This is a genomic window from Tunturiibacter lichenicola (assembly GCF_051013355.1).
GTDB classification, from domain to species: Bacteria; Acidobacteriota; Terriglobia; order Terriglobales; family Acidobacteriaceae; genus Edaphobacter; species Edaphobacter lichenicola_F.
The window spans coordinates 183,925-209,601 of the sequence record NZ_CP132944.1 but is presented as its reverse complement, the minus strand read 5'-3'; the positions used below and the strand labels follow the sequence as shown (position 1 = coordinate 209,601).

At 53.7% G+C, this 25,677-nt stretch carries 18 protein-coding genes; 9 read left to right on the top strand and 9 right to left on the bottom strand.

Going from position 1 to position 25,677, the window contains the following annotated elements:
- Positions 1 to 378: 378 nt before the first annotated feature.
- The 5 genes from RBB82_RS00935 to RBB82_RS00915 all read left to right on the top strand — a co-directional run bounded on the left by RBB82_RS00935 (position 379) and on the right by RBB82_RS00915 (position 10,926).
- Entirely contained in the window at positions 379 to 4,077 is a 3,699-nt protein-coding gene (locus RBB82_RS00935) for a carboxypeptidase regulatory-like domain-containing protein (protein WP_433973244.1), read from the top strand.
- 114 nt (positions 4,078 to 4,191) lie between these two features.
- Positions 4,192 to 5,607: a tetratricopeptide repeat protein gene (locus RBB82_RS00930; protein WP_433973243.1), complete on the top strand. Its 1,416-nt coding sequence runs from the start codon at positions 4,192 to 4,194 to the stop codon at positions 5,605 to 5,607.
- A 66-nt stretch (positions 5,608 to 5,673) separates the two neighbouring features.
- The gene (locus RBB82_RS00925) at positions 5,674 to 6,843 is read left to right on the top strand and encodes a hypothetical protein (RefSeq protein ID WP_433973242.1); all 1,170 of its coding nucleotides are present in this window, start codon (positions 5,674 to 5,676) and stop codon (positions 6,841 to 6,843) included.
- 2 nt (positions 6,844 to 6,845) lie between these two features.
- A complete protein-coding gene (locus tag RBB82_RS00920) occupies positions 6,846 to 8,054 on the top strand; it encodes a hypothetical protein (RefSeq protein ID WP_433973241.1) in 1,209 nt (402 codons plus the stop codon).
- A 466-nt stretch (positions 8,055 to 8,520) separates the two neighbouring features.
- Positions 8,521 to 10,926, top strand: coding sequence for a glycoside hydrolase family 2 TIM barrel-domain containing protein (locus RBB82_RS00915; RefSeq protein WP_433975455.1), 2,406 nt, complete (start codon positions 8,521 to 8,523; stop codon positions 10,924 to 10,926).
- Positions 10,927 to 11,026: 100 nt separating this feature from the next.
- Here the strand turns inward: RBB82_RS00915 and RBB82_RS00910 are convergent, their stop codons facing one another.
- Complete coding sequence (locus RBB82_RS00910) at positions 11,027 to 12,634, bottom strand: copper resistance D family protein (protein ID WP_433973240.1); 1,608 nt, start codon at positions 12,632 to 12,634, stop codon at positions 11,027 to 11,029.
- 11 nt (positions 12,635 to 12,645) lie between these two features.
- The gene (locus RBB82_RS00905) at positions 12,646 to 13,035 is read right to left on the bottom strand and encodes a copper resistance CopC family protein (protein WP_433973239.1); all 390 of its coding nucleotides are present in this window, start codon (positions 13,033 to 13,035) and stop codon (positions 12,646 to 12,648) included.
- Positions 13,036 to 13,246: 211 nt separating this feature from the next.
- Here RBB82_RS00905 and RBB82_RS00900 point away from each other — a divergent pair, with 211 nt between their 5' ends.
- A complete protein-coding gene (locus tag RBB82_RS00900; RefSeq protein ID WP_433973238.1) occupies positions 13,247 to 14,401 on the top strand; it encodes a glycosyltransferase in 1,155 nt (384 codons plus the stop codon).
- Positions 14,402 to 14,436: 35 nt separating this feature from the next.
- Here the strand turns inward: RBB82_RS00900 and RBB82_RS00895 are convergent, their stop codons facing one another.
- Complete coding sequence (locus RBB82_RS00895; RefSeq protein ID WP_433973237.1) at positions 14,437 to 15,654, bottom strand: NAD-dependent epimerase/dehydratase family protein; 1,218 nt, start codon at positions 15,652 to 15,654, stop codon at positions 14,437 to 14,439.
- A gap of 123 nt (positions 15,655 to 15,777) precedes the next feature.
- Positions 15,778 to 17,736 carry an asparagine synthase (glutamine-hydrolyzing) gene (gene asnB / locus RBB82_RS00890; RefSeq protein WP_433973236.1) on the bottom strand — a complete coding sequence of 653 codons (1,959 nt, stop codon included), beginning with the start codon at positions 17,734 to 17,736 and terminating at the stop codon, positions 15,778 to 15,780.
- Between the two features lie 209 nt (positions 17,737 to 17,945).
- Here asnB and RBB82_RS00885 point away from each other — a divergent pair, with 209 nt between their 5' ends.
- Together RBB82_RS00885 and RBB82_RS00880 are read left to right on the top strand one after the other, a co-directional pair.
- Positions 17,946 to 18,362 carry an EamA family transporter gene (locus RBB82_RS00885; protein WP_433973235.1) on the top strand — a complete coding sequence of 139 codons (417 nt, stop codon included), beginning with the start codon at positions 17,946 to 17,948 and terminating at the stop codon, positions 18,360 to 18,362.
- 100 nt (positions 18,363 to 18,462) lie between these two features.
- Complete coding sequence (locus tag RBB82_RS00880; RefSeq protein ID WP_433973234.1) at positions 18,463 to 18,738, top strand: EamA family transporter; 276 nt, start codon at positions 18,463 to 18,465, stop codon at positions 18,736 to 18,738.
- A gap of 48 nt (positions 18,739 to 18,786) precedes the next feature.
- Here RBB82_RS00880 and lptF read toward each other — a convergent pair whose 3' ends face one another.
- Positions 18,787 to 21,177: an LPS export ABC transporter permease LptF gene (gene lptF / locus RBB82_RS00875; RefSeq protein ID WP_433973233.1), complete on the bottom strand. Its 2,391-nt coding sequence runs from the start codon at positions 21,175 to 21,177 to the stop codon at positions 18,787 to 18,789.
- A 484-nt stretch (positions 21,178 to 21,661) separates the two neighbouring features.
- On the opposite strand from lptF, the gene RBB82_RS00870 reads away from it, so the two are divergent.
- Positions 21,662 to 22,036, top strand: a complete 375-nt coding sequence (locus RBB82_RS00870) for a response regulator (protein ID WP_433973232.1) — start codon at positions 21,662 to 21,664, stop codon at positions 22,034 to 22,036.
- A gap of 96 nt (positions 22,037 to 22,132) precedes the next feature.
- Here the strand turns inward: RBB82_RS00870 and RBB82_RS00865 are convergent, their stop codons facing one another.
- The 4 genes from RBB82_RS00865 to RBB82_RS00850 form a co-directional block, all read right to left on the bottom strand.
- Positions 22,133 to 22,891 carry a response regulator transcription factor gene (locus RBB82_RS00865; RefSeq protein ID WP_433973231.1) on the bottom strand — a complete coding sequence of 253 codons (759 nt, stop codon included), beginning with the start codon at positions 22,889 to 22,891 and terminating at the stop codon, positions 22,133 to 22,135.
- Between the two features lie 22 nt (positions 22,892 to 22,913).
- The gene (locus tag RBB82_RS00860; RefSeq protein WP_433973230.1) at positions 22,914 to 23,600 is read right to left on the bottom strand and encodes a MarC family protein; all 687 of its coding nucleotides are present in this window, start codon (positions 23,598 to 23,600) and stop codon (positions 22,914 to 22,916) included.
- 187 nt (positions 23,601 to 23,787) lie between these two features.
- A complete protein-coding gene (locus tag RBB82_RS00855; RefSeq protein WP_433973229.1) occupies positions 23,788 to 24,726 on the bottom strand; it encodes a sensor histidine kinase in 939 nt (312 codons plus the stop codon).
- 354 nt (positions 24,727 to 25,080) lie between these two features.
- Entirely contained in the window at positions 25,081 to 25,578 is a 498-nt protein-coding gene (locus tag RBB82_RS00850) for a DUF3011 domain-containing protein (RefSeq protein WP_433973228.1), read from the bottom strand.
- Between the last annotated feature and the right edge of the window lie 99 nt (positions 25,579 to 25,677).

Here is a 25,677-nt window from a genome sequence, read left to right as displayed (position 1 = left end):
ACGTCATTTCAAAGGGGTTCCGTGTTTCGGCCATGGTAGCACCATGGCTGCACCGAGCCCAAAATCGTGCCAAACGAATTGATAGCCGGTGAACCAAATTATGTCCATCCACATGCGGACGATAATTTCAACCTTTTGATTGACAAAAGTTATTTGTTTGTTCTAGATTCCTCCCGTCAGTGATGTAACCGGTTACTTCGCGGTGAAGCTTCAGAAAAGCATTACTCGGGCTCCCAATTAGCGCATTAAGTTTGACGACGCGCGAAGACCATGGAACGAAAAAAAACTGAGGTTATTCGGATGGCTACTGATCGCAACGCAAAGAGTTTGTTTCGACATTTTGTATACATAACCGTTGCATGCTTGTGCCTTCTGCTTATGCAGACTCAGGCTGTATTTGGTCAGGTGGACGAAGGATCTATCAACGGCACTGTCACTGATGCAGCGAATGCGATTATTCCTAATGCGCATGTGACCCTGTTGAATACAGATCAGGGGTTGACCTTGGAGACCGTGACCAACGGCTCGGGCGTATACATCTTCTCCCCCGTCAGGATCGGCCACTACTCCGTGACTGTGACAGCACCCGGCTTCTCGACAACGAGCCAGAAAAACCTGACGGTGTCCGTGGGACAAAACCTGCAGGTTAACGTGGAGCTCAAGTTAGGTGAAACCACGACCACAGTGGACGTCACGACTGCACCGCCGCAGTTGGAAACTGACGAATCGTCAGTCGGTCAGGTCATGACTGAGCGCACCGTGAACAGTCTTCCATTGAATGGGCGTAACTTTACATTCCTCGCCCAGCTTGGCGCAGGTGTGAACTCATCGCAGGCAGACACACGCGGAAACGCAGCCTCTGGCGCTTTTACAGCGAATGGCCTTCGCCCCGCACAGAACAACTACCTGCTGGACGGTATCGACAACAACTCCAACGCAGTCGACTTTTTGAATGGTACGAACTTCGTTATTCTCCCTCCATTGGACGCGATCCAGGAGTTCAAAGTACAGACAGCAGACTTCAGCGCTGAACTCGGACGTTCCGCTGGCGCCGTTCTAAACGCCACGATTAAGTCAGGCACAAACAGCCTCCATGGCGCGGTCTGGGAGTTCTTCCGCAATGACGTCCTCGACGCGAAAGACTACTTCGAAGTCAAAAAAGGAGAGTTGCGCTTCAACCAGTTCGGAGCCACCATCGGCGGCCCAATCATCAAGAACAAGCTCTTCTTCTTTGGCGACTACGAAGGTTTTCGACGCGTCCAGGGCAACACTCAGTCTGGTATCGCCGTTCCGACGAACCAGGAAAGAAACAGCGGCTATACAAATCTCTCTGAAGTGATTACAGGACAGTCCGGCGCACCGCGTACAGACAATGTGGGCCGGTCGATACCATTTGGCACGATCATGGATCCCGCAACAACTCGTGCAGTCACCGCCGGTGCATTGGATCCTGTCTCCGGTTTTGTGGCGGCAAAATCTGGCTACGTTCGCGATCCCTTCGGCTCGTGCGGAGCAGGCACGCTGACCTACACGCTTGCTGGTTGCAACCTGAACCAGATCCCCGCCTCCCGCCTGGATGCGAACGCAATCGGTCTGCTCAATCTATATCCTCTGCCGACCGCTTCGGGTATTACGTCAAACTTCGTAACAAGTCCAAATCTGTTCGAGCATCGCAACGCCTTTGACGTGCGCGGCGACTTCAATCCCACGCAGAAAGAACAGTTCTTCGTCCGCTTCAGCTATGTGGACGATCCGCAATTCATTCCTGGACCCTTCGGCGGCGTTGCAGACGGAGGTAGCTTCCAGCAGGGCCTCCAGACAGCGAAGTCCGATCAGGCTGTTGCCGCTTGGACTCACGTCTTCACTCCTGACGTTGTCAACGTGGCTCGTGTCGGCTTCAACCACCTGCACACCACTCGCTTTGGCCCGGAAGGAACCACGCAGGGTATTCCGGCGAAGTACGGAATTCAGGGAATCCCTCAGTCGCCTGAGAACGGCGGCCTTCCGGCGATCGTCATCGGGGGTCTGCAGGAGCTGGGTAGCAATGACTTCCTGCCTTCCGATGAAGTCAGCCAGACCCTCCAGATTACGGACGACTTCACAAAGATCTATGGAAAGCACAGCTTCAAGACGGGAATCGAGTTCCAGAATGTGCACTTCAACACCCTGCAGCCTGCCTACTCTCGAGGTGAATTCGACTTCAATGGCAACTATGAAGGTGTTCCGGGCCAATCAGGAGACCAGACCGGTATTGCGCAATTCCTTGTGACGCCAACAGCAGGGAGTTCCCCCACCGCAGTCAATTTTGTGGGAGGCGCAAGTGAGGTAAAAGCCTCAAATATCAGTAAAACCTACGACACCAGAAAGTACTTTGCTGCGTACTTCCAGGACGACTGGAAGGTCAGCTCGAAGTTGACCCTCAATCTTGGTCTGCGTTGGGACTACTTCAGCCCAATCTCCGAATCGAACGGCGCTCAGGCCAACTTTGTACAGAGCGGTCCTCCCAATGGAGTGCCAACATATCTAATCCCGGCGTCAGGGAAGGCCGACAGGTCCTTGTCTTCGACAGCCAACAATCCTTCTCTCAACGGCAACGGCTTCATTGACCTCTTAGCTAAAGACGGAATCACACTGGAGGAAACCAACAGGTACGCTAAAGCACTCACTCAAACTCAAAAGAGCAACTTCGCCCCGCGCGCAGGCTTCGCTTATCAAATCACTCCGAAGTTTGTAATGCGTGGTGGTGTCGGGCTCTTCTACAACTCGTTTGAAAACCAGGGATACGGACCCAACATCGGCGAGAACTATCCCTTCGTCTACAACTTCGACTACAAGACAAACGGCAGCGACTCCGCACCCTTCGGTGCCGGTCCCAACCCTTACGGCACCTGCGCCACAAGCCCAGGCGGAAGCGCGCCAATCGGTACCGGTCTCACTTGCAGTTCCTTCACTCCTCTCGCGGTCAACGCTGCAGGTCTCAGTCTCCAGGGCCTTCAGTTCAAATACATCACACCGACTACTCTGGCAGCTAACTTCACCCTCCAGTACGCAATCACCTCTTCCATGTCCGCGCAGGTTGCGTATGTCTTCACGGAAGGTAACAACCTGCAGGTTGGTATCGGCAACAACGACGTCTCTACATTTGTGCCGGCCAACACCAGCACAACTCCCTTCGTGCCGTTCCCTGACTTTTCACAAGGCGCGAGTTATCAGCAGACTGTGGGAATCAGCAACTACAGTGGCTTGCAAACCAAACTGGAACAGCAATTTTCTAGCGGTCTAAATTACCTTGTCACCTACACGTATTCGAAGACGCTTTCAGATGCCTTGGACCTTCTGAACGGAGGCAGTCTCGGTGGATTCCGTGCTCCGTACGTTCCGGGCCTTGGTCCGAGATTTGATTACGGTCCCGCCGACTTCGATATCCGAAATGTAGTCCACATAAGCGGCGGATATCAGCTGCCATTTGGCAAGGATAAGAAGTTCATGGCCAGCGCCGGCAAGCTGGAAAATGCAGTTATCGGTGGCTGGGCAGTGAACTGGATCGTAACCCTCCAGGGCGGCCAGCCGATCACCCTCAGTTGCCCAACCGGAACCACCTCCGGAACGAATTGCTTCGATCTGAAGGTCCCCGGACAAAGTCAGAAGCTCGGACTCCATACAGACTCGAACGGGAAACTCAATTGGTTCGGCAACCCGGCAGCCTTCCAGCAGCCCTGCTTGCTAGGACCAGGTGGCCCGATCATTGGCACGCCAACCGGATGCACACCTCTAACCGGCGCTGCACTGTTGGGTGATGGAGAAGGAACTACAACCGGCCCAGGCTTCCATCGGTTCGACTTCTCAGCGTTCAAGGCCATGCAACTCAGCGAGCGTTTCTCGCTCCAGTTCAGAGCTGAATTCTTCAACATCCTCAATCACCCGAACTTCAACTCACCTAACTTCGGCGGCAACGGAGTGACGGCGGTCAGCAACTCGGGTAACTTCACCAGCGGCACCTTTGGCGAAATCGGATCCACTCGCGACGCACCATACGATCCGCGACAGATTCAATTTGCTCTCAAGCTGTACTATTAATCCTAAGTTGAACAACTCCGGAAGAGGCGCCTGCAAAGGCGTCTCCCCGGATTTGTTTTTCCAAGGGTTACTCGTGCGTAGCATTTGGCTTATGCACGATGACAGAGGTGAACTGTGAGCAATAGGCCCCGGTTGCGGCTGATAGTTTTTAGCAGCTCGCTTCTAGTTTGTGCGGCAATATCGGCCCAGGAGAATCCAAGCCAGAAGCTAGATCAACAGTTTCAGTCTGCAGTAGCTCAATACCATGCGGGAAACTTTGTAGAGGCTGCCAAGCAACTCGAGAGCCTCTTACCCCAAGTCCCCAAGAGCTTTGAAGTCCATGAACTCCTCGGACTAACTTATGCTGAACAATCACGCAACGAAAAATCTATCGAGCAACTCGAGATAGCCACACAAATAAAGCCAGACTCTGCAGCGGCGAGAACGAACCTAGCAACAGCTCTCGCAGGCTCTGGAAAGCTCGAACTAGCTGAGGCCCAATTCCGCAAAGCCCTCGCTCTCGAACCGCGAGACTTCGACGCGAACCATAACCTAGCCGATTTTTATCTTCAAACCAACAGAATGTCCGACGCGCTCCCTCTACTCGAACAGGCGCAGCGAATCAATCCTTCCTCGTACAACAACGGTTACGATCTAGCTCTTGCATACTTCCTCACCGGTAAACGCAGCGAAGCACAACAGCTTATCCAGACTATGTTGCAGCAGAAGAACACCGGGGAACTGCATAACCTGCTTGGTCAAATCGACGAGAAGGACGGCAAGTTCGTGGATGCTGCGAACGAATTCGAAATCGCCGCTCAAATGGACCCGAGTGAAGACAATCTCTTCACCTGGGGAAGCGAGCTACTCCTCCATAGAACATACGAGCCAGCCATCGACGTATTTCAGCAAGCGTCAAAGCGCTACCCAACTTCGCCGCGACTGTTGATCGGCCTTGGTATGGCCCTATACTCACGAGGCAGGTACGAGGAGTCGATCAAGTCCTTGCTGACAGCAGCAGATCTCGACCCAACCGATGCCCGCTGTTATCTATTTCTATCCAAGTCCTACCTTAGCTCTCCAAATCAGGCCGACAATGTAATCCAAAGGTTCCGCCGCTACTCAGAGCTACAGCCAAACAACGCACTAGCCCAGTATTATTACGCCGTGAGTCTATGGAAGGGAAAACGTTTGGATGAAACCAGTGTAGATTTCCACGCAGTCGAGGCCCTGCTGCAAAAGTCGATTGCGTTGGATGGAACACTCGCCGACGCACACTTACAGTTAGGCATCCTCTACGCAGATCAGCACGAGTCAGCAAAATCGTTGCCCGAGTATCAGCGAGCATTAGAGCTGAATCCCAATCTTCCAGATGCACACTATCGCCTCGGCCAATACTATGTTCGAGCAGGGCAGAAGGATCAGGCACAAAAAGAGTTCGCCGTCTATCAACAACTTCAGGCGCAACACATGGCCGCAGTCGACAAGGAAAGGGCCGAGGTGCAGCAGTTTGTATATTCGGCAAAACCCGCATCTGTCACTAAGCCTTGAGGTGCGCATCTGCAAGCAAGAGGTAGGCGAACGATCGAGACCGAAAGGTCATAAGGTGGATCTCAGTTGAAGGCTTCATTGAGCAAGGCGTTTCCAGCACGACACGAAGTGGCCCGTCACCTGGGCCTCACCCGACGCGAATTTCTGCGTACTACGGCTGGGCTCGCACTTGGAAGTACCCTCACCAGCGCCAGCCCATTTGTGTATGGTGAGGCAGCAGCAAAAAAAAGAAAGATCATCGTCATCACGTTTGGCGGAGGCGCTCGCGATCAGGAGACCTTCGCGCCCGATGGACAGCAGAATATTCCGCACATGCTCCAGGAGCTTGCCCCACAGTCCAGCTTCTTCACGCAAGTAATGAATCAGGGAATACTCGGTCACTACGTAGCGACCGCGAGTCTGGCGACCGGCGTCTACGAAACACTCAACAACTTCTCGGCAGTTCCACCCGAGCACCCAACCGTGTTCGAGTACTTTCGCAAGGACCTGAATCGTCCATCCTCCAGCGCGTGGGTGGTAGCGCCCAGCAACGGCTTCAACCGGATTGGTGAAAGCGACTATCGCTCCTATGGCCCGGGTCTTGGCGCCAAAGTCATCTTGCCAAAGCATCTACTCAGCGCGGCAACATCCGGATCGACGGACTACAACCACCTGCTGCATGACAACTACGAGACCCCGCTCTACGCGCCGCAAATTGGAGGCGGTGAATTCGAACTACAGCAGATGGAAAGAATACTAAAGCTCTCAGTCGACGACTTCATGGCGCATGCACGAACCGTCTCAAGCCCCGACGAGCTCTCTATCTACGTCGCAAAACGTCTGATGCAGCAGGAGTCGCCCAGTCTGCTCTGGATCACCATGCACGATATCGACGTCGCTCACTCCGGTGCATACTCACTCTATGTTGACGCTATTCGACGCACGGACCGTCTCTGCGCAGAGTTATGGAAGGTCGTTCAGGCCGAACCTGAATATGCAGGCAATACAACGATGTTCATTCTTCCGGACTTTGGACGTGACGCGGACGAGGACGCCGGCGGGAATGGATTTCAGCATCATCGCACCGGTGACGCAGCGTCACGCACCACCTGGATGATGACCCTCGGTGCAGGTGTCCGGCCGGGAATGGTCTATGATCGGCCTTTACAATCAATCGATCTTGTACCCACTCTAGGCGCGCTCATGGGCTTCTCGCCGAAGCTGTCACAAGGCGCCCCGATTCACGAGTTGTTGTAGTTATGTTGCCAAGCGATCTCAAAGCCGAACAGTTTGCTGGGTACCCGCCCAAAGCAGGGAAGCTCGCCGTAGCTCACCTTGCAACACTGCAACAGCTGCCCCTCAGCTTCGTGCCTAGCTTGCTGCGAGAGGTCATCGACTACGACTTCAAGTTTCCTGCAGAACGCACTGCAATCGATCATGAGCTTGTCACGCTTAGCTCCCTAACGCCGGCACAGCTCAAAGAGTGGTTCCAGGTCTTCTCGCAACTTTCGCTCTCGTCGAAGCTTGAAAAGCTTGATTGGATCAATCAGCCGGCCCAGTTTGTCGAACAGCTATCGGCCTATCTGTGGACAACGCACCAACTGGATACCTTCCGCGAGGCAGCGGTAGTTTACGGAAATCGCCTTCAAAAAGCAGCACCTCCAGAACCAATAGCCATGCGAAGACTGGGAGTTGCAATCATCGGACAAGGTGTTGTCTCGTATGACGAGCCGCTCTTTCTCAATCTTCGCAAGCACGGTACCTACTTCAAGCAGATCAAGCCGGAAAACGGAGTAGAGCTCTTGTTGGCTGGAGTAGAAGCCAGGGCGAAGGCGCGTCCCGCGCCCTATGCACACTGGTACATCGATGGAGGGCAGGCAGTCAATCACAGTTCGCAGTTGAGCTGCGTCTCGTTTCAGCAGATGGAGCCCGTACGAGCCGCACTACTGAAAAACATGCAGACAGAAATTTCAAAGCCTGGCATGGGCCCTGAGGAATTGCGCACCCACATGGCGCGTCTGTCTCCTACCGATCTCGGAATGGGTAAAACAGGTGACGAGGTCTTAGAACGTTTCCAGGTCAGGCTCCTGACGGAAGGATCGGGCACCCAGATATTCAGCACGACCTTCGTTCAATGGACGACACGCGAAGTGTTGCGACGAGCGCAGGCGCAAACCTTACTCGTACGCTTTGCCCCACGGCAACGACAGAGGCCAATGAACGAGCTGCTGTCCAGCAGCGGGAGCAAACCTGAATTCGATCCCGTTGGCTCCCTCATAGATGCGGACATGGCCGCCTACTATCAGTGGATCAACCAGCAGCGGCTCCCCCAATCCGAACAATCTTCCTTCCTGGTGTGGTTTGAAGGCCATAATCAGGCTCTGGTGATCTCCCCGTCACTGCCTCGCGGCACAGAATCAAACTCTGCCCTTGATCTTCAAGGATTGCTCTCATTAGCGGCCGGGTAGCCGGACAACATCGACCACAAAAAGCTAGCTCTCCAACAACTGCAACACAGCTTCGGGCGTTTAACTAGAGTGCACGAATCACCCGCACTCACAGAATGTGGTGTCTGCAAATTCCTCTGCTGTGCGCGAAATTCCAAAATGGAAGATCACCAAAATAAATCCAGAATAGGTGTCACATTTTTTAGCGCCTGAAACATGGCCGCTTAAGTACCACATTCACCATGCATCCCACCACGAATTGACCATCAAAACACCACGTTTTGACACCCGTTTTTCACAAAAACCCCAGCAAAATACACAAATCTATCAACTAAAAAAATCCGCCAAACTGTTCTCGTTTCTTCATTGATTTTTGCTTCCTCCTTAGCCTTTAGGAAGCCATAGCCCTCAAAAAAAATGAATGCATTTCACCACCAGCTAGACCTGTTTATAAGTAGAATTTGGCATGGCTGATTTTGCTAATTTGATGGATCGACGCGATTTTCTCCGCACAACAGGAACTCTACTGGCAGCAGCGACACTACCAGGCGTCTCCGCCTTCGCCGAAGAACTCCCAACCTACGGGCGAGCGATTTATCCAATCAATCGCAGCTGGAGATATCACCCATCCAAGGTCGCCGGAGCCGAAACTCCCGAGTTCGACGACTCTTCCTTCGAGCAAGTAGTCATCCCACACACGAACATAAGCCTGCCGTGGCATAGCTTCGACGATAAGGACTACGAGTTCATCTCGACCTATCGCCGACGCTTCAAGACCCCTCCAGGTTCGGCGGGTAAACGTATCTTCGTAGACTTCGAAGGCGCTATGACAGCATCAACGGTGTGGATCAACGGCACATCACTTGGCGAGTACAAAGGCGGATTTACTCCGTTTTCCTTTGAATTAACCCCACATCTCAAAAAAGACGGAGAGAATATCCTCGTCGTGCAATTAGACTCCACAGAACGCAACGACATTCCGCCGTTCGGCAACGAAATCGACTACATGACCTTCGGTGGAATCTATCGCGAAGTCTCGTTGCGCGTGGTTCCAAGCCTCTATCTGGATAATATATTTGCGCACCCGAATAACGTCTTGAGCGGAAAGCCGTCGCTCGACGTGGACTGCTTTCTCGCCGGCATGCCTCCTCACGGCGACCTGGTTCTCGAAGCAGAATTGCTCGAGGGAGAACGTACTCTTGCAAAGACAAGCAAAACTTTCAAGGTATCGACGGGCACTGATCCGAATGCAGCAGCGGACCCGACTACAAGCGCTCCGGTCTACTCAAGCACCGAGACTGTCGACGATCCTGCGAAACAGACCCTGTCTTTCAAGGAGATCGATGGTGTAAAGCTTTGGGACATAGCGACTCCGAACCTTTATACTGTTCGGGTTCGTCTACGGCACACCGGCAAGATTATGGATGAGGACGCCCGTCGCATCGGTTTCCGCGAAGCAACCTTCACAGATCACGGCTTCTCACTGAACGGCAAAATCATCAAGCTACGCGGCCTCGATCGCCACCAGACCTTTCCTTTCGTGGGTCAGGCCATGCCAGCCCGCGTACAACGTCAGGACGCAAAGATTCTTCGTCATACCCTCCACTGCAACATTGTTCGGACCTCTCATTACCCACAGTCCCGGCATTTTCTGGATTGCTGCGACGAGATCGGTCTGCTTGTGCTCGAGGAGATTCCGGGCTGGCAACACATCGGCCCCGAACCATGGAAGCTTGTCGCCATTGACAACGTAGGGCGCATGGTCCGACGCGACTGGAACCATCCGTCGATCATCCTATGGGGCGTACGAATCAATGAGTCCCCAGACGATCACAGCTTCTATACGCGCACGAATGCGCTTGCACATGCGCTCGACAAGACGCGCCAGACGGGCGGCATTCGTAACTTCAAGGAGTCGGAGCTTTTAGAGGATGTCTTCACAATCAACGACTTCGGCTTCCCGTTGAGAAAGCCGAATCATCCCCTGTATCTCAATACCGAGTTTGTTGGACACACTTTTCCCACCAAGACGACAGATGACGACGAGCGCCAGCGTGAACACACGCTTCGGCACGCCCGTATCCATAACCAACTCGCATCTGACCCTCAGTACGCGGGCGGGATCGGCTGGTGCGCCTTTGACTACAACACACACGCGAACTTCGGGGCAGGGGATCGCATCTGCTATCACGGTGTGACGGACATCTTTCGAGAGCTCAAACCCGCTGGAGGCTTTTACAAGTCGCAGTGCGAACCGTCAGAGGAGATTGTTCTCGAACCAGCCTTCCACTGGGCAAACAGCGATGAGTCGACCAACTTCACTAAAGCCGTCGTCTGTTCGAACTGCGATCATCTGAAGTTCTATGAGCGTGCGGACAGCGTGGCAACGAGCCCATGGGACCTGATCGCGGAACTCGACCCCGAGCGGGGGGAGTTTGATTACCTGAAGTACCCGCCGTTCATTCTTGACCGCAGCCAGGTAAAGCGAAGTAACCGACATGGCTGGGGCGATCTCAGGATCGATGGCTACCTACAGGGAAAGCAGGTAGCGTCTAAAACCCTATCCGGATTGGGCGTTGATCAGAAGTTTATCCTGCTTGCTGACAACGCAACGCTCCAGGCCGACGGCGCTGATACCACACGCGTGGTGATGCGGGTGACAGACGAGTTTGGGGCCATGCGCACCTACGCAAACGATCCTGTCGTATTCAAACTGGAAGGTCCTGCAACCTTGATCGGTGACAATCCCTTCGCGTTGATCGGGGGAACAGGCGCCGTTTGGTTACGAGCGAAGGAACAGGAAGGAACGGTTCGACTAACAGCAACTCATCCACGTCTTGGCTCCCAAACTATCGAACTGGGCCTTACCCCTACCCCAGCAGAACCGCTCTAAGAAATTTTGATCGTAGGTTTAGGAGGCACTGGAATCGCAAATGCCACATTTGACGAGACATGGGAACTTTGACTTTGTCGGATGGAAAACTGTCCAGTATTTATGGCAACTCTCTGTAGTTCAACAGGATATAACCAACCAGCGCCAGGCACACAGGCCAGAGATAGCTGGCAATTGTGGCCAAGCGGCTCTTAGGTAAGCGTAATTCCAGCCATCGGCTACAACCAGCCGTCATACCGAGCAAAGCAATGGGGGTGTGACTCATCTCTGCGAGCATTGCTTCTTTCACGTCCTTAGCCGAGTGCTCGTGCGTCAGCAACAGCGCTGCGCCGAGACCACACATTGCAGGAAAAACATAGGACGCCCACCGCGCTCTCAACTTGCCTGCCTGCACCGCACATTCGAATGCTGCGAAGACTACGATCAGGAGTGCCCCAACACGATGTTGCAGTACGTCGGGCGAAGCGAAGCTCTGCCAGAAGGGACGCGGCCCAAGGGGCCAGTTCTCCGGATCAGCGCGCAGCAATATGAAGACAGCTAAACCAGCAAAGCTGAGCGGCCAAAAGCGTGCCCAGCGCATCGTCCGGTACCGGCTGAGCAGCGCCAGTAGCCCTGCAATGAGCACAATCAGCCCTGCCCAGTGATGGTTGTACTCAGACCATGCTCTATCGGTATCGTCGCTTCCAACAGTGGGAACGAATTGACTGTCCTGCACGGCCACTGCGAGGGAGCTCGGAGGAGCCAGCGCAGCCAACGGCGGACTACTCATGCGCGGCGGCTCCGGATGCAAGCGCACGTAGATCTCGTGGGCAGTCAACCTATCCTGAGCGGCAACATCGACCGCAGGTGCCTGTGCGGTCAGCGACGCCGCTGTCAAGACCGCAAGAAATCCCAGACAAATCTCCGCCTCTACGACGCGCCGCAGTCGGGCCAGTAAGGGCGCGGGATCGCTGGCCAGACGCCGCACTAGAAACCAGTTTCCGGCGCCGAGTGCAATCATCACCAGAAAAAGATAGATCTTGGCAACCAGCATGATGCCGTACGCGGTGGTGTAGGTCGCGCTCCATGACCCCACGTAGAACCAAGCCATGCCAACTCCCGCCAATACGAGTATGGCGGCGGCAAACATAGCCATCGTGGAGTAACGCTGGGTCAACTGCCGAGCCTCAGTCACGTCTTTGGTGCGGCCCAGGGAAATCAAGAGGTAGGCCATCGCACCAATCCAAACAGCTGTACCCACGTGATGTGCCGCAGTTAGAAGCGTCAACAGAACGCGTTGATCGATGCGTGCCGCCGCATGACTGGTGGAGACCGTTGCTGCCAGCAGTAGAAAGCTCAGGGGGCCCGACGCGATTGCCGCCTTATTGCTTTTGAACCGAGCACAGATCCAAAGTCCAATTGCGAACAGGATTGCGAAGAAATCAGCGCGAAAGAAGCTGGTGGTCATCACATCTCTGAGCGTCAAATCAGAGCCACTCAAGAGAAGGGCGCCGGATGAGGAGACCATGGCTAGCTCCCCAACTACCAATGCAATTGCCGCCGCTCTGATACCGCGGCGGCAAAAATCTTCGACTGCCTCGCTCGCTCTCACGGGGCGCACCACGACCAGCAGAAAGGCAACGCCTCCCAGCAGCAACGCTTCGAAGGCTAGCGTCGCCGCACGTGCCAGAACACTCAGCAGATCAATATCGCGCAGGAACCAGATCAAGAGATTAGTCTCTACTCTACTTCGAAGGGAACTTTGCCGCGTGTGATGTGTCCATCCGTAGCCAGAACCTGCCAGCGCAACACATAGGGTCCTTTGACGAGTCCGGTCAACTTGGCGGCAAGAACTCCGGGCTCGGGCTCGCTTTCGATTGCGACTTTCTCCACTTTTCCGTCAGGATCGAGCAAGGTCAGGGTCGAATGCCCCATATCAACTCGTGAATTATATTTGAGTCGGACGGAGATCTCCGGTCCTGAAACCGTACTGTTCACGGCTGGTTGAGAACTCACCAACACTGCGTGCGCCAGCACCACCTTAGGAGCAAACAGCACAACGCTGAAGGCAACAACGAAAGCCGATATAGACCAAGACTTAGAGATCCGAGTAATTCTGTGCTTGTTCAAATTCACTTCTCCTTCAGCAAATAAATCAGAATCCCGAGCACTATATCTTCCCGATATCCTTGCCTAAAGACAATACCACCGTCTTTGTGAATATTAAACGGAGGTCGTGAAGCAGAGATCGCCTTTTTTGGGCGATCTGGCATGGAAATTGAAACAAGCCGTTCGATGTCGGCTCACGCTACACTAACTGAAATCTGTTTTTTGGTGCTTAATGACTACCCTTTTAACACGAGACGTGTTCCTCGGCATTGCTGCAATTCCGTTCATCTACTATGCTATTGCGATTTTTAGTTCGCTACGATTTTTCGTGACAACAAGAGGGAAAACCGACAGGACCGACGATTTTTTGCCGCCGCTGAGTAATCTAAAGCCTGTACGGGGGCTTGATCCTGAGGCATATGAGAATTTCGCAAGCTTCTGCCGACAGGATTATCCCGACTACGAGATTCTGTTCTGCGTCGGCGACACAAGTGATCCCGTGTTCCCGGTATTGGAGCGCCTTGTCCGCGACTTCCCGGAAAGTAAGATCCGAATTGTGATTGGCTCAGGCCGTATTGCGACCAATGACAAAGTAGCTAAGTTGGCACGACTTGTGGAAGAAGCCTCACATGAACACCTTGTAATTAGCGATAGCGATGTCCGCGTGGAGCCGGATTATTTACGAAAAGTGATCGCGCCCTTGGCAAACCCCAAGATTGGAGCGGTCACCTGCTTCTATGTGCCCACTGAAGAATCCACGTGGGTGCAACGATTGCAGGATGTCGGGATGGTTTCAGACTTTTATCCTGGAATTCTAGTGGCTAAGCAATTGGATGGAGTGAAGTTTGCGCTGGGTCCAACGATTGCAACGACTCGTACTCGCCTTCACGCCTTTGGAGGCTACGCGTCGATCGAGAATCGTCCAGCTGACGATCTATGGGTTGGGCGATTGATAGCCGAGCAAGGGTATGAAGTGAAGCTCCTTCCTTACACGATTTCAACGGTCGCAGACTTCCAGTCTTTGAGTGAACTATTTTATAAGCGCCTGCGCTGGATTACCGTGATGCGGCACATGCGTCCATGGGGACATCTCGGTCTTATCTTTACTCTGGGGCTACCTTGGGCGATCGTTGCAGTCGCGCTTCGTCCGACGCCCCGCATTGCCGCGAGTTATCTTGGGGGATACCTTATTGTCCGCGCCTTTCTTACGGTGATGATTGGTTCCTGGGGACTCAAACAGCGAGGCGTCTGGAAGAAGTTGGCGCTAATTCCTCTGTGGGACGGAATGGCCACCTTGATCTGGCTGACGAGTTTTACGCGTAAAAGTATTCGGTGGCGAGGACGTGACTATCTAATGCGCAATGGCGAACTTGTGCCACTCCTGTAAGTGCATTGGTAAAGGTCAGTGTGCCTCAGTAACCTCTATACCGTATCTTTTGCGAGATATGATTGTTTGCTCGTTTCGCTCACGATACGCCGTTCGTTCTGCGTACTTCGCCAGTTGATCTGCGGCGCAAACAGAGCGGGATCGATGCGATCGCGATAGCGCACGGCAATACCAATGAGCGAATCAACGAGTGAATCTGAGAGCACGTGTGGTTTTAGTCCTAGATCGGTCAGTCTGGAGTGCCGTGCGTTATAGTAGTGCGATTCTGCTTCGACACGAGGGTCAGGAAGATGATCGATCTCAACCTTGATGCCCATTTGGCCGGCCACCGCTTGAACGGTTACGGCCAAATCCAGTACCGAGAACTGCTCGGTAAACTGATTGAAAACTCGGAATTCGCCCGGCTTGGCAGGATTTAAGCAGGCAAGTTCGACACAACGGACGGTATCGCGAATATCGAGAAATCCACGCGTCTGCCCACCCTGCCCATATACTGTAAGCGGGTAGCCAATCGCCGCCTGAGCGCAGAAGCGATTGAGAACTGTGCCAAATACGTCGTCGTAGTCAAACCGATTGATGAGCGCTTCGTCCATCATGACTTCGTCAGTAACCGTGCCGTACACAACCCCCTGATTCAGGTCTGTGGCCCGCAAACCCCAAGCCTTGCAGGTAAACATAATATTGTGGCTGTCATGTACTTTTGAGAGGTGATAAAAAGAGCCCGGCTGTTTGGGAAACGGGAGCGTATCTTTGCGGCCGTTGTGCTCGATAGTGATAAACCCTTCTTCGATATCGATATTTGGCGTGCCGTATTCACCCATGGTGCCCAACTTGACGATATGGCAATCCGGCTGCAACTCACGGATGGCGAAGAGCAGGTTCAGGGTACCTACCACATTATTCGTCTGGGTATAGATTGCGTGCTTTCGATCGATCATCGAATAGGGCGCCGATCTTTGCTCCGCAAAATGGACGACGGCTTCGGGCTGAAAGGTCTTGATCGTAGAGGAAAGAAAGTCATAATCCGAGACATCGCCGACGAAAAGCTCGATCGCTATCCCTGTCAATTGATGCCAGGCCGCTAATCGCTCGGAGAGAGGCCGGATCGGCGTCAACGTCTGAACACCGAGCTCGTAGTCCCATTGACGGCGGACGAAGTTGTCGATGATGGCAACGGAGTGGCCCTTGCTTACAAGATATAGGGCAGTGGCCCAACCGCAATAACCATCACCACCGAGAACAGCAATCCGCATATTTCCTCCGATTAGTAGCCATAAGTGTACATATTTCGACGTTCGATTGAATGCTTTGGTTGCAGTAAACTTCCTCTTCGGTGAGCTTCGGCCATTAGGCATGGAAAATGCCAAATAACAAGCCTACAACTCTGCTGTGAGCACGTGCCCCCTGACGGTTCGTAGTGGTGTTGACTGAATGTTCCATCGTTTCATCCATAGAAATAACATGACCAATCCCCACAAGTGATAGCCGACGTTTATGCGCTTGTTCAAGTGTAGTTGCGTGTAACTTCGGATAGTTGCGAAGTCAAATAGCTCGGAGTGTTCCGCTTCTGCTGATGCCAGCGTCTCCATCAACATGGCTCGAAGCGGCCCTCGAAACCAATCGTGCGTAGGAATATCGAATCCTATCTTCTCGCGCTGAACGATAGTGGCGGGCAATTTAGATCTCATCACTTCCTTGAGAAGATATTTCTGGTGCGCACCGCGGATTTTGAAGTCCATCGGCAACTTAGCGGCAAACTCTATGATTCGGTGATCGACAAACGGAGGCCGGACCTCGATCGCGTGGGCCATGCTCACCCGGTCGGACTTAACCAAGATATCGTCAGGAAGGTAGTAACGTTGGTCGAACTCAAGGAAAGGTGCGATTCCATCTCCCGGCAGGCTTGCCCTCAGACGAGCGAGACGATCGTCAAGAGCCCCGGGCAGTGGAACCCGCAACAGAGTATTTTTTTCTGCTTCAGAAAATGTTCCATTCCAGTACACATGAGCTCTCTCCGGCGGCATAAGACTGCCCTGGAGGAGACGTTTCAGCTTGTACTCAAAGCTGATCTTCTCGTTAGAAACTGGCCAAAAGCGCAGGGCGCTAAGAGAAAGGTCAACTAAACCAGATGGTAATTTTCGAAATGGGGCGGCAATACGGTTCGCACGATAAGTAAGGTATCCGCCGAAGATTTCATCTGCTCCTTCTCCACTGAAGGCTACCGTACAGCTCTTCTTACATAGTTTGGAAAGAAACCAGACCGGCAATGCCCCGGAATCTGCGCTTAGTTCATCAGAATAGTAGGCAATGTCTTCAATGGCTCCCTCCAAATCCTCGTCTGGTGTCAGATTGAACTGTTCATGATCTGTCCCATAGTGTTTGACGACTTGGCGGATATACGGGGACTCATCGAAACTGTGACCACTAAAAGAGATCGAAAAAGTTTTGAGTTGCGAGCTGGATGCCTGAGCGGCATAGTGGAGGACGGTCGACGAGTCTACCCCGCCGCTGAGCCACACTCCCATCGGAACATCAGACATAAGATGTTCTCGAACCGATTTGTCCAAGAGACTGTCCAGCTCGACTTTTGCGTCTTCGAGCGATTGCGGTGTGGGAGTGATATCCGGAATACGCCAATATGCTTGCTTGGTCGTGCGACCGTCCCGCCATTCGAGCCAGTGACCTGGCGGAAGCTTTTCAATTCCTTCTACCAAAGTCCACGGGCACGGAACGTAGTTCATTGACAGATAACAGTCCAGCCCATCAAGACTGAGACGACGTTCAATTTCAGGGTGGACGAGGATGCCCTTCAGCTCTGAAGCAAAGAAGACATCATCGCCTCGCTCGGCGATGTAAAGAGGCTTAATGCCGATACGATCTCGAGCCAATACCAAACGCTGTTTGGAGTCACTCCAGATGGCAACTGCGAACATGCCTCGCAGCCGCTCGAAACAACCGGTGTCCCACTCGAGAAATGCTTGAAGAAAGGTCTCCGTATCGCAGTGGGTCTGAAAGAAGTGCCCGAGCAATTCGAGCTCCCGGCGGACCTCAAGGTGATTATAGATTTCGCCATTGAAGACAATTACGGAGTCGCGATCCTCGGAAAAAATGGGCTGATCCCCGGACGCGAGATCGACAATCTTGAGACGGGTTGCACCGAGAGAGCAGGTTCTCGACTGAAACACTCCCTGCTGGTCCGGGCCGCGATGAATAAGGGTATTCGTCGCGCTCCGTATGCGCTCTTGATCAGGGCGCCAGGCTCTAGTTGTGAATCCAACAATGCCGCACAAGTATCTATGCCTTCTTCTATGCACATCGCTGTAAAAAGGCGACATGCTGAATGATTTAACGACACCGGCGTTTATGGTAACACCATATCTACTCAGCTGATTTCAGGATGAGCATTAACTATGCGAAAGGAACGTGCAATGTAGACTTTGAAAATCGCGAATAGAGGACTTCTCAGACTAGAGAAGCTATACGATCAAAGTTCGCTATAGAATTAATGCATGTACTTCGAAGCGGGTAACTGCAAAGCAAACCAATGACGCCACACAAGCCTCTTGATATAAAGACTTACTTTTTGATAGCGGTGATGATAGTCGCTGGTCCACTGGGAAATGTATTCTTGGGGAAGGGGATGAGGCATATTGGTCAATTCGGTATCTGGCCTCCCACGCAGCTGCTCCACACCAGTTTGAAAATCTTTACCTCGGGGTCGATCTGGTTGGGAATTGCCTCGCTGATTACATTCTTCGTAGCCTATATGCTGGTGCTGTCGTGGGCGGATTACAGTTTTGTTCAGCCTGCATCTTCGCTTGCCTATGGCGTGGTCGCTCTGCTTGGCTATTTGATGTTGGGCGAAAAAGTGTCGCACTTACGGTGGGCCGGTATAGCAGTTATTTGCTTAGGTGTTTTTGTGGTCGGTCGCACAAATCCTCGAACGACGGAGCGGGTTTAGATTGCCGCATCTCATTCTCTTTAGCCTAATCGTTGTCGCTGGTACTTGCGGTGAGTTGTGCGTCTCCCGTGCAATGAAAGTGGTTGGAGAACCTCCGAGCTTGCGTCCAGCTGAGATCGCGAAGGCAATTCTGAAAGCCGTGCGCGTTCCGTGGATGTGGCTCGGAGTCGCAATGATGGCAGTAGCTTTCTTTTCCCTTCTAGGAGCCCTATCCATATACGACGTAAGTTTCGTTGTGCCTGTAACGGCGCTGAGTTATGTTGCCGGCGCTTTTGGAGGAGTTGTCTTTCTACACGAACACGTAGGCAGTCAACGCTGGTTCGGAGTTTCGCTAGTTGCCATAGGTGTTGTGCTGGTATTTTTAGGCAAGAACTAACGGCATGACTTGTCGCAAAGCCAGGCTCTAACCCTTGAGCGTGCGCGATTATGTGGGGGTACGGAGCAGGAGGTAGGCTCCTGTGATGCCGAATAGGATGTCTGGGGTCCATGCGGCAAGAACTGCTGGGAGAGTGTTAACGTTGCCAAGGGATTCGAAGATGAGGGCGATGACCCAATAGGTAATGGCAAGGCCGATAGCGGTGGCTATTCCGGTAAGTGAGCCTTTTTTACCCATCGATAGAGCGAATGGGATTGCCAGGATTGCCATAACAAGAGTAATGAGAGGGTAGGCGATCTTTTTATTGAGCTGAACGCTGAGGCGTTTGGTGTCGAAGCCGGACTGTTTGAGGTCGTCGATGTAACGGGAGAGTTCGGTGTAGCTCATCTCTTGGGAGGGGATGTACTCCTTCTTGAAATAGCCGGGCTGTTCACGTATCTCGGGGAAAGTGGCTACGCTAAAAGGTTGATACATGGCGATGGTTTCGCCAGAAAAGACTCGCTGCCACCCATTGTCGAAGACCCAGTTGTTGACTTGTGGATCCCAGCGAGCGGAGGCGGCGAAGATACGGCGTTGAAGGGAGAAGGTTGCTGGGTCGAACTCAAAGACTGTGAGGTTGGCGAAGCTGTCTTTTTCCGCATTGAAGTACTGATAGTAGAAGATGCGGGAGGGTTCACCGGCGTTATTCGTCTGACCGGAGATCCATTGGCGATCGGGGCGAGAGAAGGTCTGTGTGGGCTTGTCCTTAATGATGGACAGGAGGGCCTCCTGGCGACGATTGGCGGCAGGAAGATAAAGCTCGTCGAAGACAAAGAGACCAGCGGATATGAGGACGGTGACGACAAGCACCGGGGTGATGATGCGGTAGAGGCTAATCCCGCTAGACTTCATCGCAGTGAGCTCGGAGGTGCGGTTAAGAGTGCCAAATGTGACGAGAACCGCGACGAGAGCGCAGAGCGGAGTGATGTTGTAGAGGATGTATGGGATGAGTGTGATGAGGTATTCGCCGACGACGATGAGGGGCGTGCGGTTTTTAAAGATGGGACCGATGAGTTCAAAGAAGGTAAAGATGAGGAAGAGTGTGGAAAAGGAACTTAAGACGACTGCGAAGTTGGTAGCGTACTCGCGCATGACGTAGTCGTCGAGCAAAAGAGGGAACTGGATTCGTGAGAAGTTTCGAAAACGGCGCAGCACGGTGGCGACATCAAGGTTGGAGCGGGTTCTGGCGGATTGGGGGTCTTTGCTGCTGGTGAGACGGGCTATAAGGCTGCTGAGCGCAACGCCGAGAGTGGAGAAGATGCTGAGGGCAATGCCTCCGCGAGACATTTGGTAGAGCAACAGGGCACCGGCCGCGGCGAAGAGAAGGTTGGCTCCCCAGACTCCGAGAAAGGGCGAGAGCTTGCCGGACTGAGCAAAGGCTACTCCGACAGAAGATAGGAAATAGTAGACGAAGACGAGGAGGATGGTGAGGACGAAGCCGGTGGATTTGCCTCCGCGCTTGGAGGAGATGCCGAGCGGAACGCCGACGAGCATGAGAACGAGACAGGCGAAGGGGTAGGAGAAACGCTTGTTGAACTCTATGCGGTAAAAGGAGACTTCCCGGCCGTTGGCGATGGCGGGTGCATTGCCGCGACGCCATAGCTCGGCGAGCGACAGCGCTTGGATCGGAGTATTGACTCGGCCCAGATGGGCATCTTCGGGGGCTTCCGTCTCGATTGGGACGTCGGTCGAGGTGAACGTGGAGATGTTGTATTGATTGGGATCGGTAGGTGAAGTTTGATGTTGGCCACCGTCGAGCATGTGGAGACGGATGGTTTGGGCGTCAGGTGTGTTCGGGGTTCCGTTAACGACGATAGCCTGATCTGCGGTCGTTATTTGGGGATCTGCAGGCTGTGTGAGATCAGCGAGGAAGACGTGATGCCAGAGGGCGGCACCTGCAGCTGGACTCACGTCTTGGACGTAAAGGACGCGATCTTTGAACTCCTCGTAAAAGACTCGGGGCTGTACCTCGAAAGAGGCCTGAGACGACTTGAGTGATTCGCCGAGGGTGATAAGGCCGGCGGCCGCGCGCGGTGCGAGATAAAGCGAATTAAAGAGGCCGAGACCGAGGGCGATGGCGGAGACGATAGAGACGATGCGGACGAAGTCGATGGCACCCATACCGCTGGCGCGCATGGCGGTTATCTCGCTGTCAGCAGCGAGGCGGGAGAGGCCAAGGAGAATGCCAACGAGGACGGCCATCGGAATGGTGACGGTGAGGGCAGGGGGGAGTGTGAAGGCAACGATATGCAAAACGTCGCTCATGGATGCTGAGTCGCGAACGACGAACTCCAGGATGCGGCCGAGGTCACGCATGAAGATGACAAATGTAAAGAGCGCTCCGCCGAGAAGGGCGTGAGAGATTACTTCACGGAGGATGTAGCGGGTGAGGATGCGCATTTTTTGCTGCTTGATGAAGCTTGTACAAGTGTATCGCGTGGCCGGCAGATCGCGGCTTGAGAAAGAAAGACTTAGACGCGGGAGCTCGGGTTAGGCAACTCGAGGAGGGGTTATGCACTCCATCTCTGGAGAAGAAAATTTGGCGAGGCGGCGTAGAGGAGGGGTGATGCTGCGGAGCGCGGGTCTGCCCCGACGTCATTCAAAATCCTGATGAGAATAAATGGATCCGCACCGGCAGATGGATCAGCCAACCGCATAAACAGTTTGGCACTAATAAGACACCTAAGGGCAGAAGTGAATTTGAGTTCACGGATCATGCGACTCACGTCGAGATGGCCGGTTATGAGTTGGGAGCAGAACGGCAGGTTCTAAGAAGCGATGGAAGTGGGAAAAGGAATTGAAACAAGATGATTTGCTCATATCAATAAATGTTTCTCCCCGCGAACAGGGTCATTTCGAGCTTTCTCCGAGCAAGATTCTGTTGGTGGATGACGATTCTGACATACGCTCTTTGACCAGGACTTTTCTGGAGCATGAGGGATATGGGGTTTTTAGCTCGGGGGATGCACAGAGGGCGGCTCAGATCTTTCGAAGCGTGCCGGAGATCGATCTTTTGGTAACGGATTTGTATATGCCTGGAAAGTCAGGGATTGAGTTAGCTCTCGAGTTGAAGGCGCTGGCGAGTGAGCTGTCCGTACTGATGATCTCGGGTGGGCTGGTGGATAGCGTTCAGAAGGCGAAGCTGGAAGAGGAGGGGTGGAATTTTTTGGCAAAGCCGTTCCGCCTGACGGAGCTCTTAAGTACAGTGCATCGGATACTGGCACCGCTGGAGGCCCGCAGATGGAGGGGAGCGCGGTAGATGGAAAGTGTGTTAGCTCCCACCGTGCAGTTGAAAAATAGAGTTGTGAACTTGTTTGTCAATAGATTGATTGAGAATGCGCGCCAAGGCCATGACCTACGGGTTGGCGAGGAACCGGTAGCCTACTCCGCGCACTGTAACCAGATGCTGTGGGTCGGAGGGGTCATCTTCGATGTAGCGGCGGAGGCGGACGATGAAGTTGTCGATCGCGCGGGTATCCGTGTCTTCGTGGACGCGCCAGACCTCCTCTAAGATCTGTTTGCGAGAGACGATTTGGCCTTCTCGCTCAGTAAGGTAGCGAAGGAGGTCGGCCTCCATAAGGGTGAGGTGGGTGGTGCGGTTAGGGGCGACAAGTTCAAGGGTATCGAAGCGGATAGTGCGATGGTTGAAGGCGTATTCGTTAGATAGACCGGCTAGAGCAGGCGGTGAGGTCGTATTAGGTGTTGCGACGTTCTGCCAGGAGGTGCGGCGGAGGAGAGATTTTAAGCGAACAAGCAGGATGTGGAGGTCGAAGGGCTTTGCGAGGTAGTCGTCGGCGCCGGCTTCTATACCCTCCAGGACTTCCTCCGGTCGAGAGCGAGCGGTAAGCATGAGAACCGGGGTGTAGTGGTGCGCTTCTCGGAGGGCGCGGACGATGGTAAAGCCATCTGCCCCGGGGAGCATGCCGTCGAGTACGATCGCCGCGATGGGTTCGCCCTCGGCTTCTTTAGACGCGAGAAGATAGGCGAGCGCGGCGTCGCCGTCGCACTCGTGATGGGTGCGGTAACCTTCGGCCTGAAGATTGTAGAGCAGGCCCTGAGCGAGATGTTCCTCATCTTCGACCAGAACGATGAGCGGAGAGGTGGATTCAGTCATGGGGTTTCCGGTTGAAAGCTGGTCACGATCTTTGAAGTAGTGGCTTCAAGAGCTCGCTGAGGCCGTTCCATGCGATCTGGACGCCGATGCAGAGAAGAATGAAAGCCACCACGCGAAGAATGCCGTGAGCGGTCGCAGGAGAGATCGAGCGCGCAATGCTCGGTGCGTACGCGTAGCAGAGATAGATCAGTCCGCTGAGCACAATGGTGGAAATGAAAAGACCTACGTGGGATAGAACGGTTTCGCTTAGAGACGGTCGCGTAACGTGGACGCTAAGTGTGAGCATGACGACGATGCAACCCGGGCCCGCTGTGATTGGAAAGGTGAACGGATAGAAGGCCTTTTCCTGGAGACTGTCGATTTCAGCCTGGGTCACGGCGGGGACGACGGCTGGTTCTGTCTTTTCTGGGTTTGGTGCGCTATCTTTTTGATTTAGAAGCGACCAGCCGATCATGGCGATCACAACGCCACCTGAGACCTGCATGATGGGGAGCGAGATGCCAAAGAAGCCGAGCAGAGCAGAACCGATCAATTCAATTACGGCGAAGAAGATGACTGTGTTGATAGCGATGCGGCGAGCCAAGGCGCGATAGGTGTCTATCGGTGCGGCTCCTACAAGACCAAGAAAAATAAGTGCAGAGCCGAGTGGGTTGATGAGCGGAACGAGGGCGCTGAAGCCCAAGACGAAATATTTCCAGAGAAGATACATAGCGTCACGCAGGTAGGACGAACTGGGTGTGAACTTCAGGTGATTGTATGTCGTAGACCGCAGATAAAGGATCGCAGATAGTGATTTGTTTCTCGCTTGATATTAGTTGCCTTCGAAGACCGAAGCTCCATATTTCTGCTCGACTTGGGTTATTTCTTTTAGACGACAATTTGGTGGCAAAGAAGAGCTAGTGACTAGAATCGCGCTCTAATTGAGTGCCGGTTGAGCTGCCCAGGGGAAGGGTGATTGTGATGGTTGTGCCAAGGCCGGGACCGGGGCTGGTGGCGGTTGCATCTCCCCCATGCTGACGGGCGATGTTACGGACTAAAAAGAGGCCGAGACCGGTGCCTTTGATCTTCGCCACGGCACGGCCGGGGACACGGTAGAAGCGGTTAAAGATGCGTTTGAACTGATTTGCGGGGAGACCAACCCCGGTGTCAGTAACCCGCAGAGTGACCATGGTGTAGTTGGAGATGGCAAGGGTGCAACGGACGCAGACGCCGTCAGGGGAGTATTTCACGGCATTATCAAGGACGTTGATGACGGCTGTGCGGAGGTCTTCAGCGATGCCTTGGCTGTATAGGCGGACGCCACCAGGGACGGGCTCGAGGGTTATGCTGCCGAGCGGCAGGTGGTGGCGTTGGACAGTGATGGCGATGCAATCTGCTACAAGTGATTCCAAGCTAATGAGGGTGCGGTTTTGCTGACGATGACGCTGGCCGAGTTGGCCAGCCTTGAGAACCTGTTCGACGGTGGCGAGAAGGCGGTCAGAGTCGGAGAGCATGATCTTATAAAACTCCTGGCGCTGAGACTCTTCGACGGGGCGGCGTTGGAGGGTTTCCAGGTAGAGACGGATGCTCGCGATGGGGGTTTTTAACTCGTGCGTGACAGCGTTAAGGAAGGAGTCCTGACGTTCGTTGCGGCGAATTTCGCGGACGAGGAAGACTGTGTTGAGTACGACACCGGCGATGAGTGCCGCGAAGAGGATCACGCCCAGAATGGCTAAGGCGAAAGTGCGCTCGTTGAGGATGATCCAGCCGATGTTAAGGGTGACAGCGAGGCCGACGGTAAGGACGCCGAGTGTGATGAAGGTGGCAATGGCTCCGCGGCGTCGGGTGATGTTCATGCTACATGAGAATATAACTATCGGGTGTCATACATCGGTAGCGGCTTTGTTTGTGATGAATGCGGTTTGAGGCGCGCGATGACAGTGAAATTTCAAAAGGTTTGATGGTCACAAGTATTGAAGCTGGTCGGAACAGTGATTTCGGCGGGTAAGGCTATGCCAACAATCGATTTGCCGTTCCACAAGAATGTGGACGCTTGTTGAAAGATGCGGCAGTTTGCTAAAAGGGCTCTACGACGTCGGGGTGTAACAAAAGCCATAGCAAGGCTCAGTTTTAAAGCCGGTTTCAAGTGTAGCCGTTTAGGCTAGTGGGATTGGAGCCATATCAAATTCGGGTACTCCCATTTGGTTTGGTCAACGAACACGGAAGTCCGCGCGGCAACCACGGTCAACCCATAGTCCACGACGGTCGAGGCCCCACGTACTACCCTGAACACAGGGGGAGCCGCTGATCTGGCGGGTTAAGCGGACGTCGCGGCTGGACCCTATGTCACACCAGTTTCGTTTGCCGTCGTTTGAGGAGCAGGTAACGATTTGGGATGGTGGTGGACCTCCACGGCCGACAATGAACTCGGCGCGGCAGCCACGGTCGACCCACAGGCCGCCCCGGTCTACGCCCCAGGTACTGCCCTGGATGCAGGGAGAGCCACTAATCTGGCGAACGAGACGAGCATCGCGGCTTCCGCCGATGTTGCAATAGTTCCTTTTGCCGTCGTTGGATGAACAGGTGATCTTGGGTGGGGGGCCATAGCCCTGGCCGTACCCTTGCTGCGCAGGTGCGGATGAAGATGCGGCGAACGCGGCTGCAATAAGGATGGCGGCCATCAGGACTAATTTCGTTATACGTGCCATCTTGCCTCTTTCAAGATAAAGATTGTCACTGGCCCTTGGTATCGGTGGTCGTTCGGAATGAGGATAACTGTGTAACGAATGCTTGTCGATATTGGATGC

Excerpts from the sequence above, each read along its gene's own strand:
- RBB82_RS00935 (WP_433973244.1), top strand. The coding sequence starts at position 379 with ATGCAGACTCAGGCTGTATTTGGTCAGGTGGACGAAGGATCTATCAAC.
- RBB82_RS00920 (WP_433973241.1), top strand. The coding sequence starts at position 6,846 with ATGTTGCCAAGCGATCTCAAAGCCGAACAGTTTGCTGGGTACCCGCCC.
- RBB82_RS00915 (WP_433975455.1), top strand. The coding sequence starts at position 8,521 with ATGGATCGACGCGATTTTCTCCGCACAACAGGAACTCTACTGGCAGCA.
- RBB82_RS00900 (WP_433973238.1), top strand. The coding sequence starts at position 13,247 with ATGACTACCCTTTTAACACGAGACGTGTTCCTCGGCATTGCTGCAATT.
- RBB82_RS00895 (WP_433973237.1), bottom strand. The coding sequence starts at position 15,654 with ATGCGGATTGCTGTTCTCGGTGGTGATGGTTATTGCGGTTGGGCCACT.
- asnB (WP_433973236.1), bottom strand. The coding sequence starts at position 17,736 with ATGTCGCCTTTTTACAGCGATGTGCATAGAAGAAGGCATAGATACTTG.
- RBB82_RS00885 (WP_433973235.1), top strand. The coding sequence starts at position 17,946 with ATGACGCCACACAAGCCTCTTGATATAAAGACTTACTTTTTGATAGCG.
- lptF (WP_433973233.1), bottom strand. The coding sequence starts at position 21,177 with ATGCGCATCCTCACCCGCTACATCCTCCGTGAAGTAATCTCTCACGCC.
- RBB82_RS00865 (WP_433973231.1), bottom strand. The coding sequence starts at position 22,891 with ATGACTGAATCCACCTCTCCGCTCATCGTTCTGGTCGAAGATGAGGAA.
- RBB82_RS00860 (WP_433973230.1), bottom strand. The coding sequence starts at position 23,600 with ATGTATCTTCTCTGGAAATATTTCGTCTTGGGCTTCAGCGCCCTCGTT.
- RBB82_RS00855 (WP_433973229.1), bottom strand. The coding sequence starts at position 24,726 with ATGAACATCACCCGACGCCGCGGAGCCATTGCCACCTTCATCACACTC.
- RBB82_RS00850 (WP_433973228.1), bottom strand. The coding sequence starts at position 25,578 with ATGGCACGTATAACGAAATTAGTCCTGATGGCCGCCATCCTTATTGCA.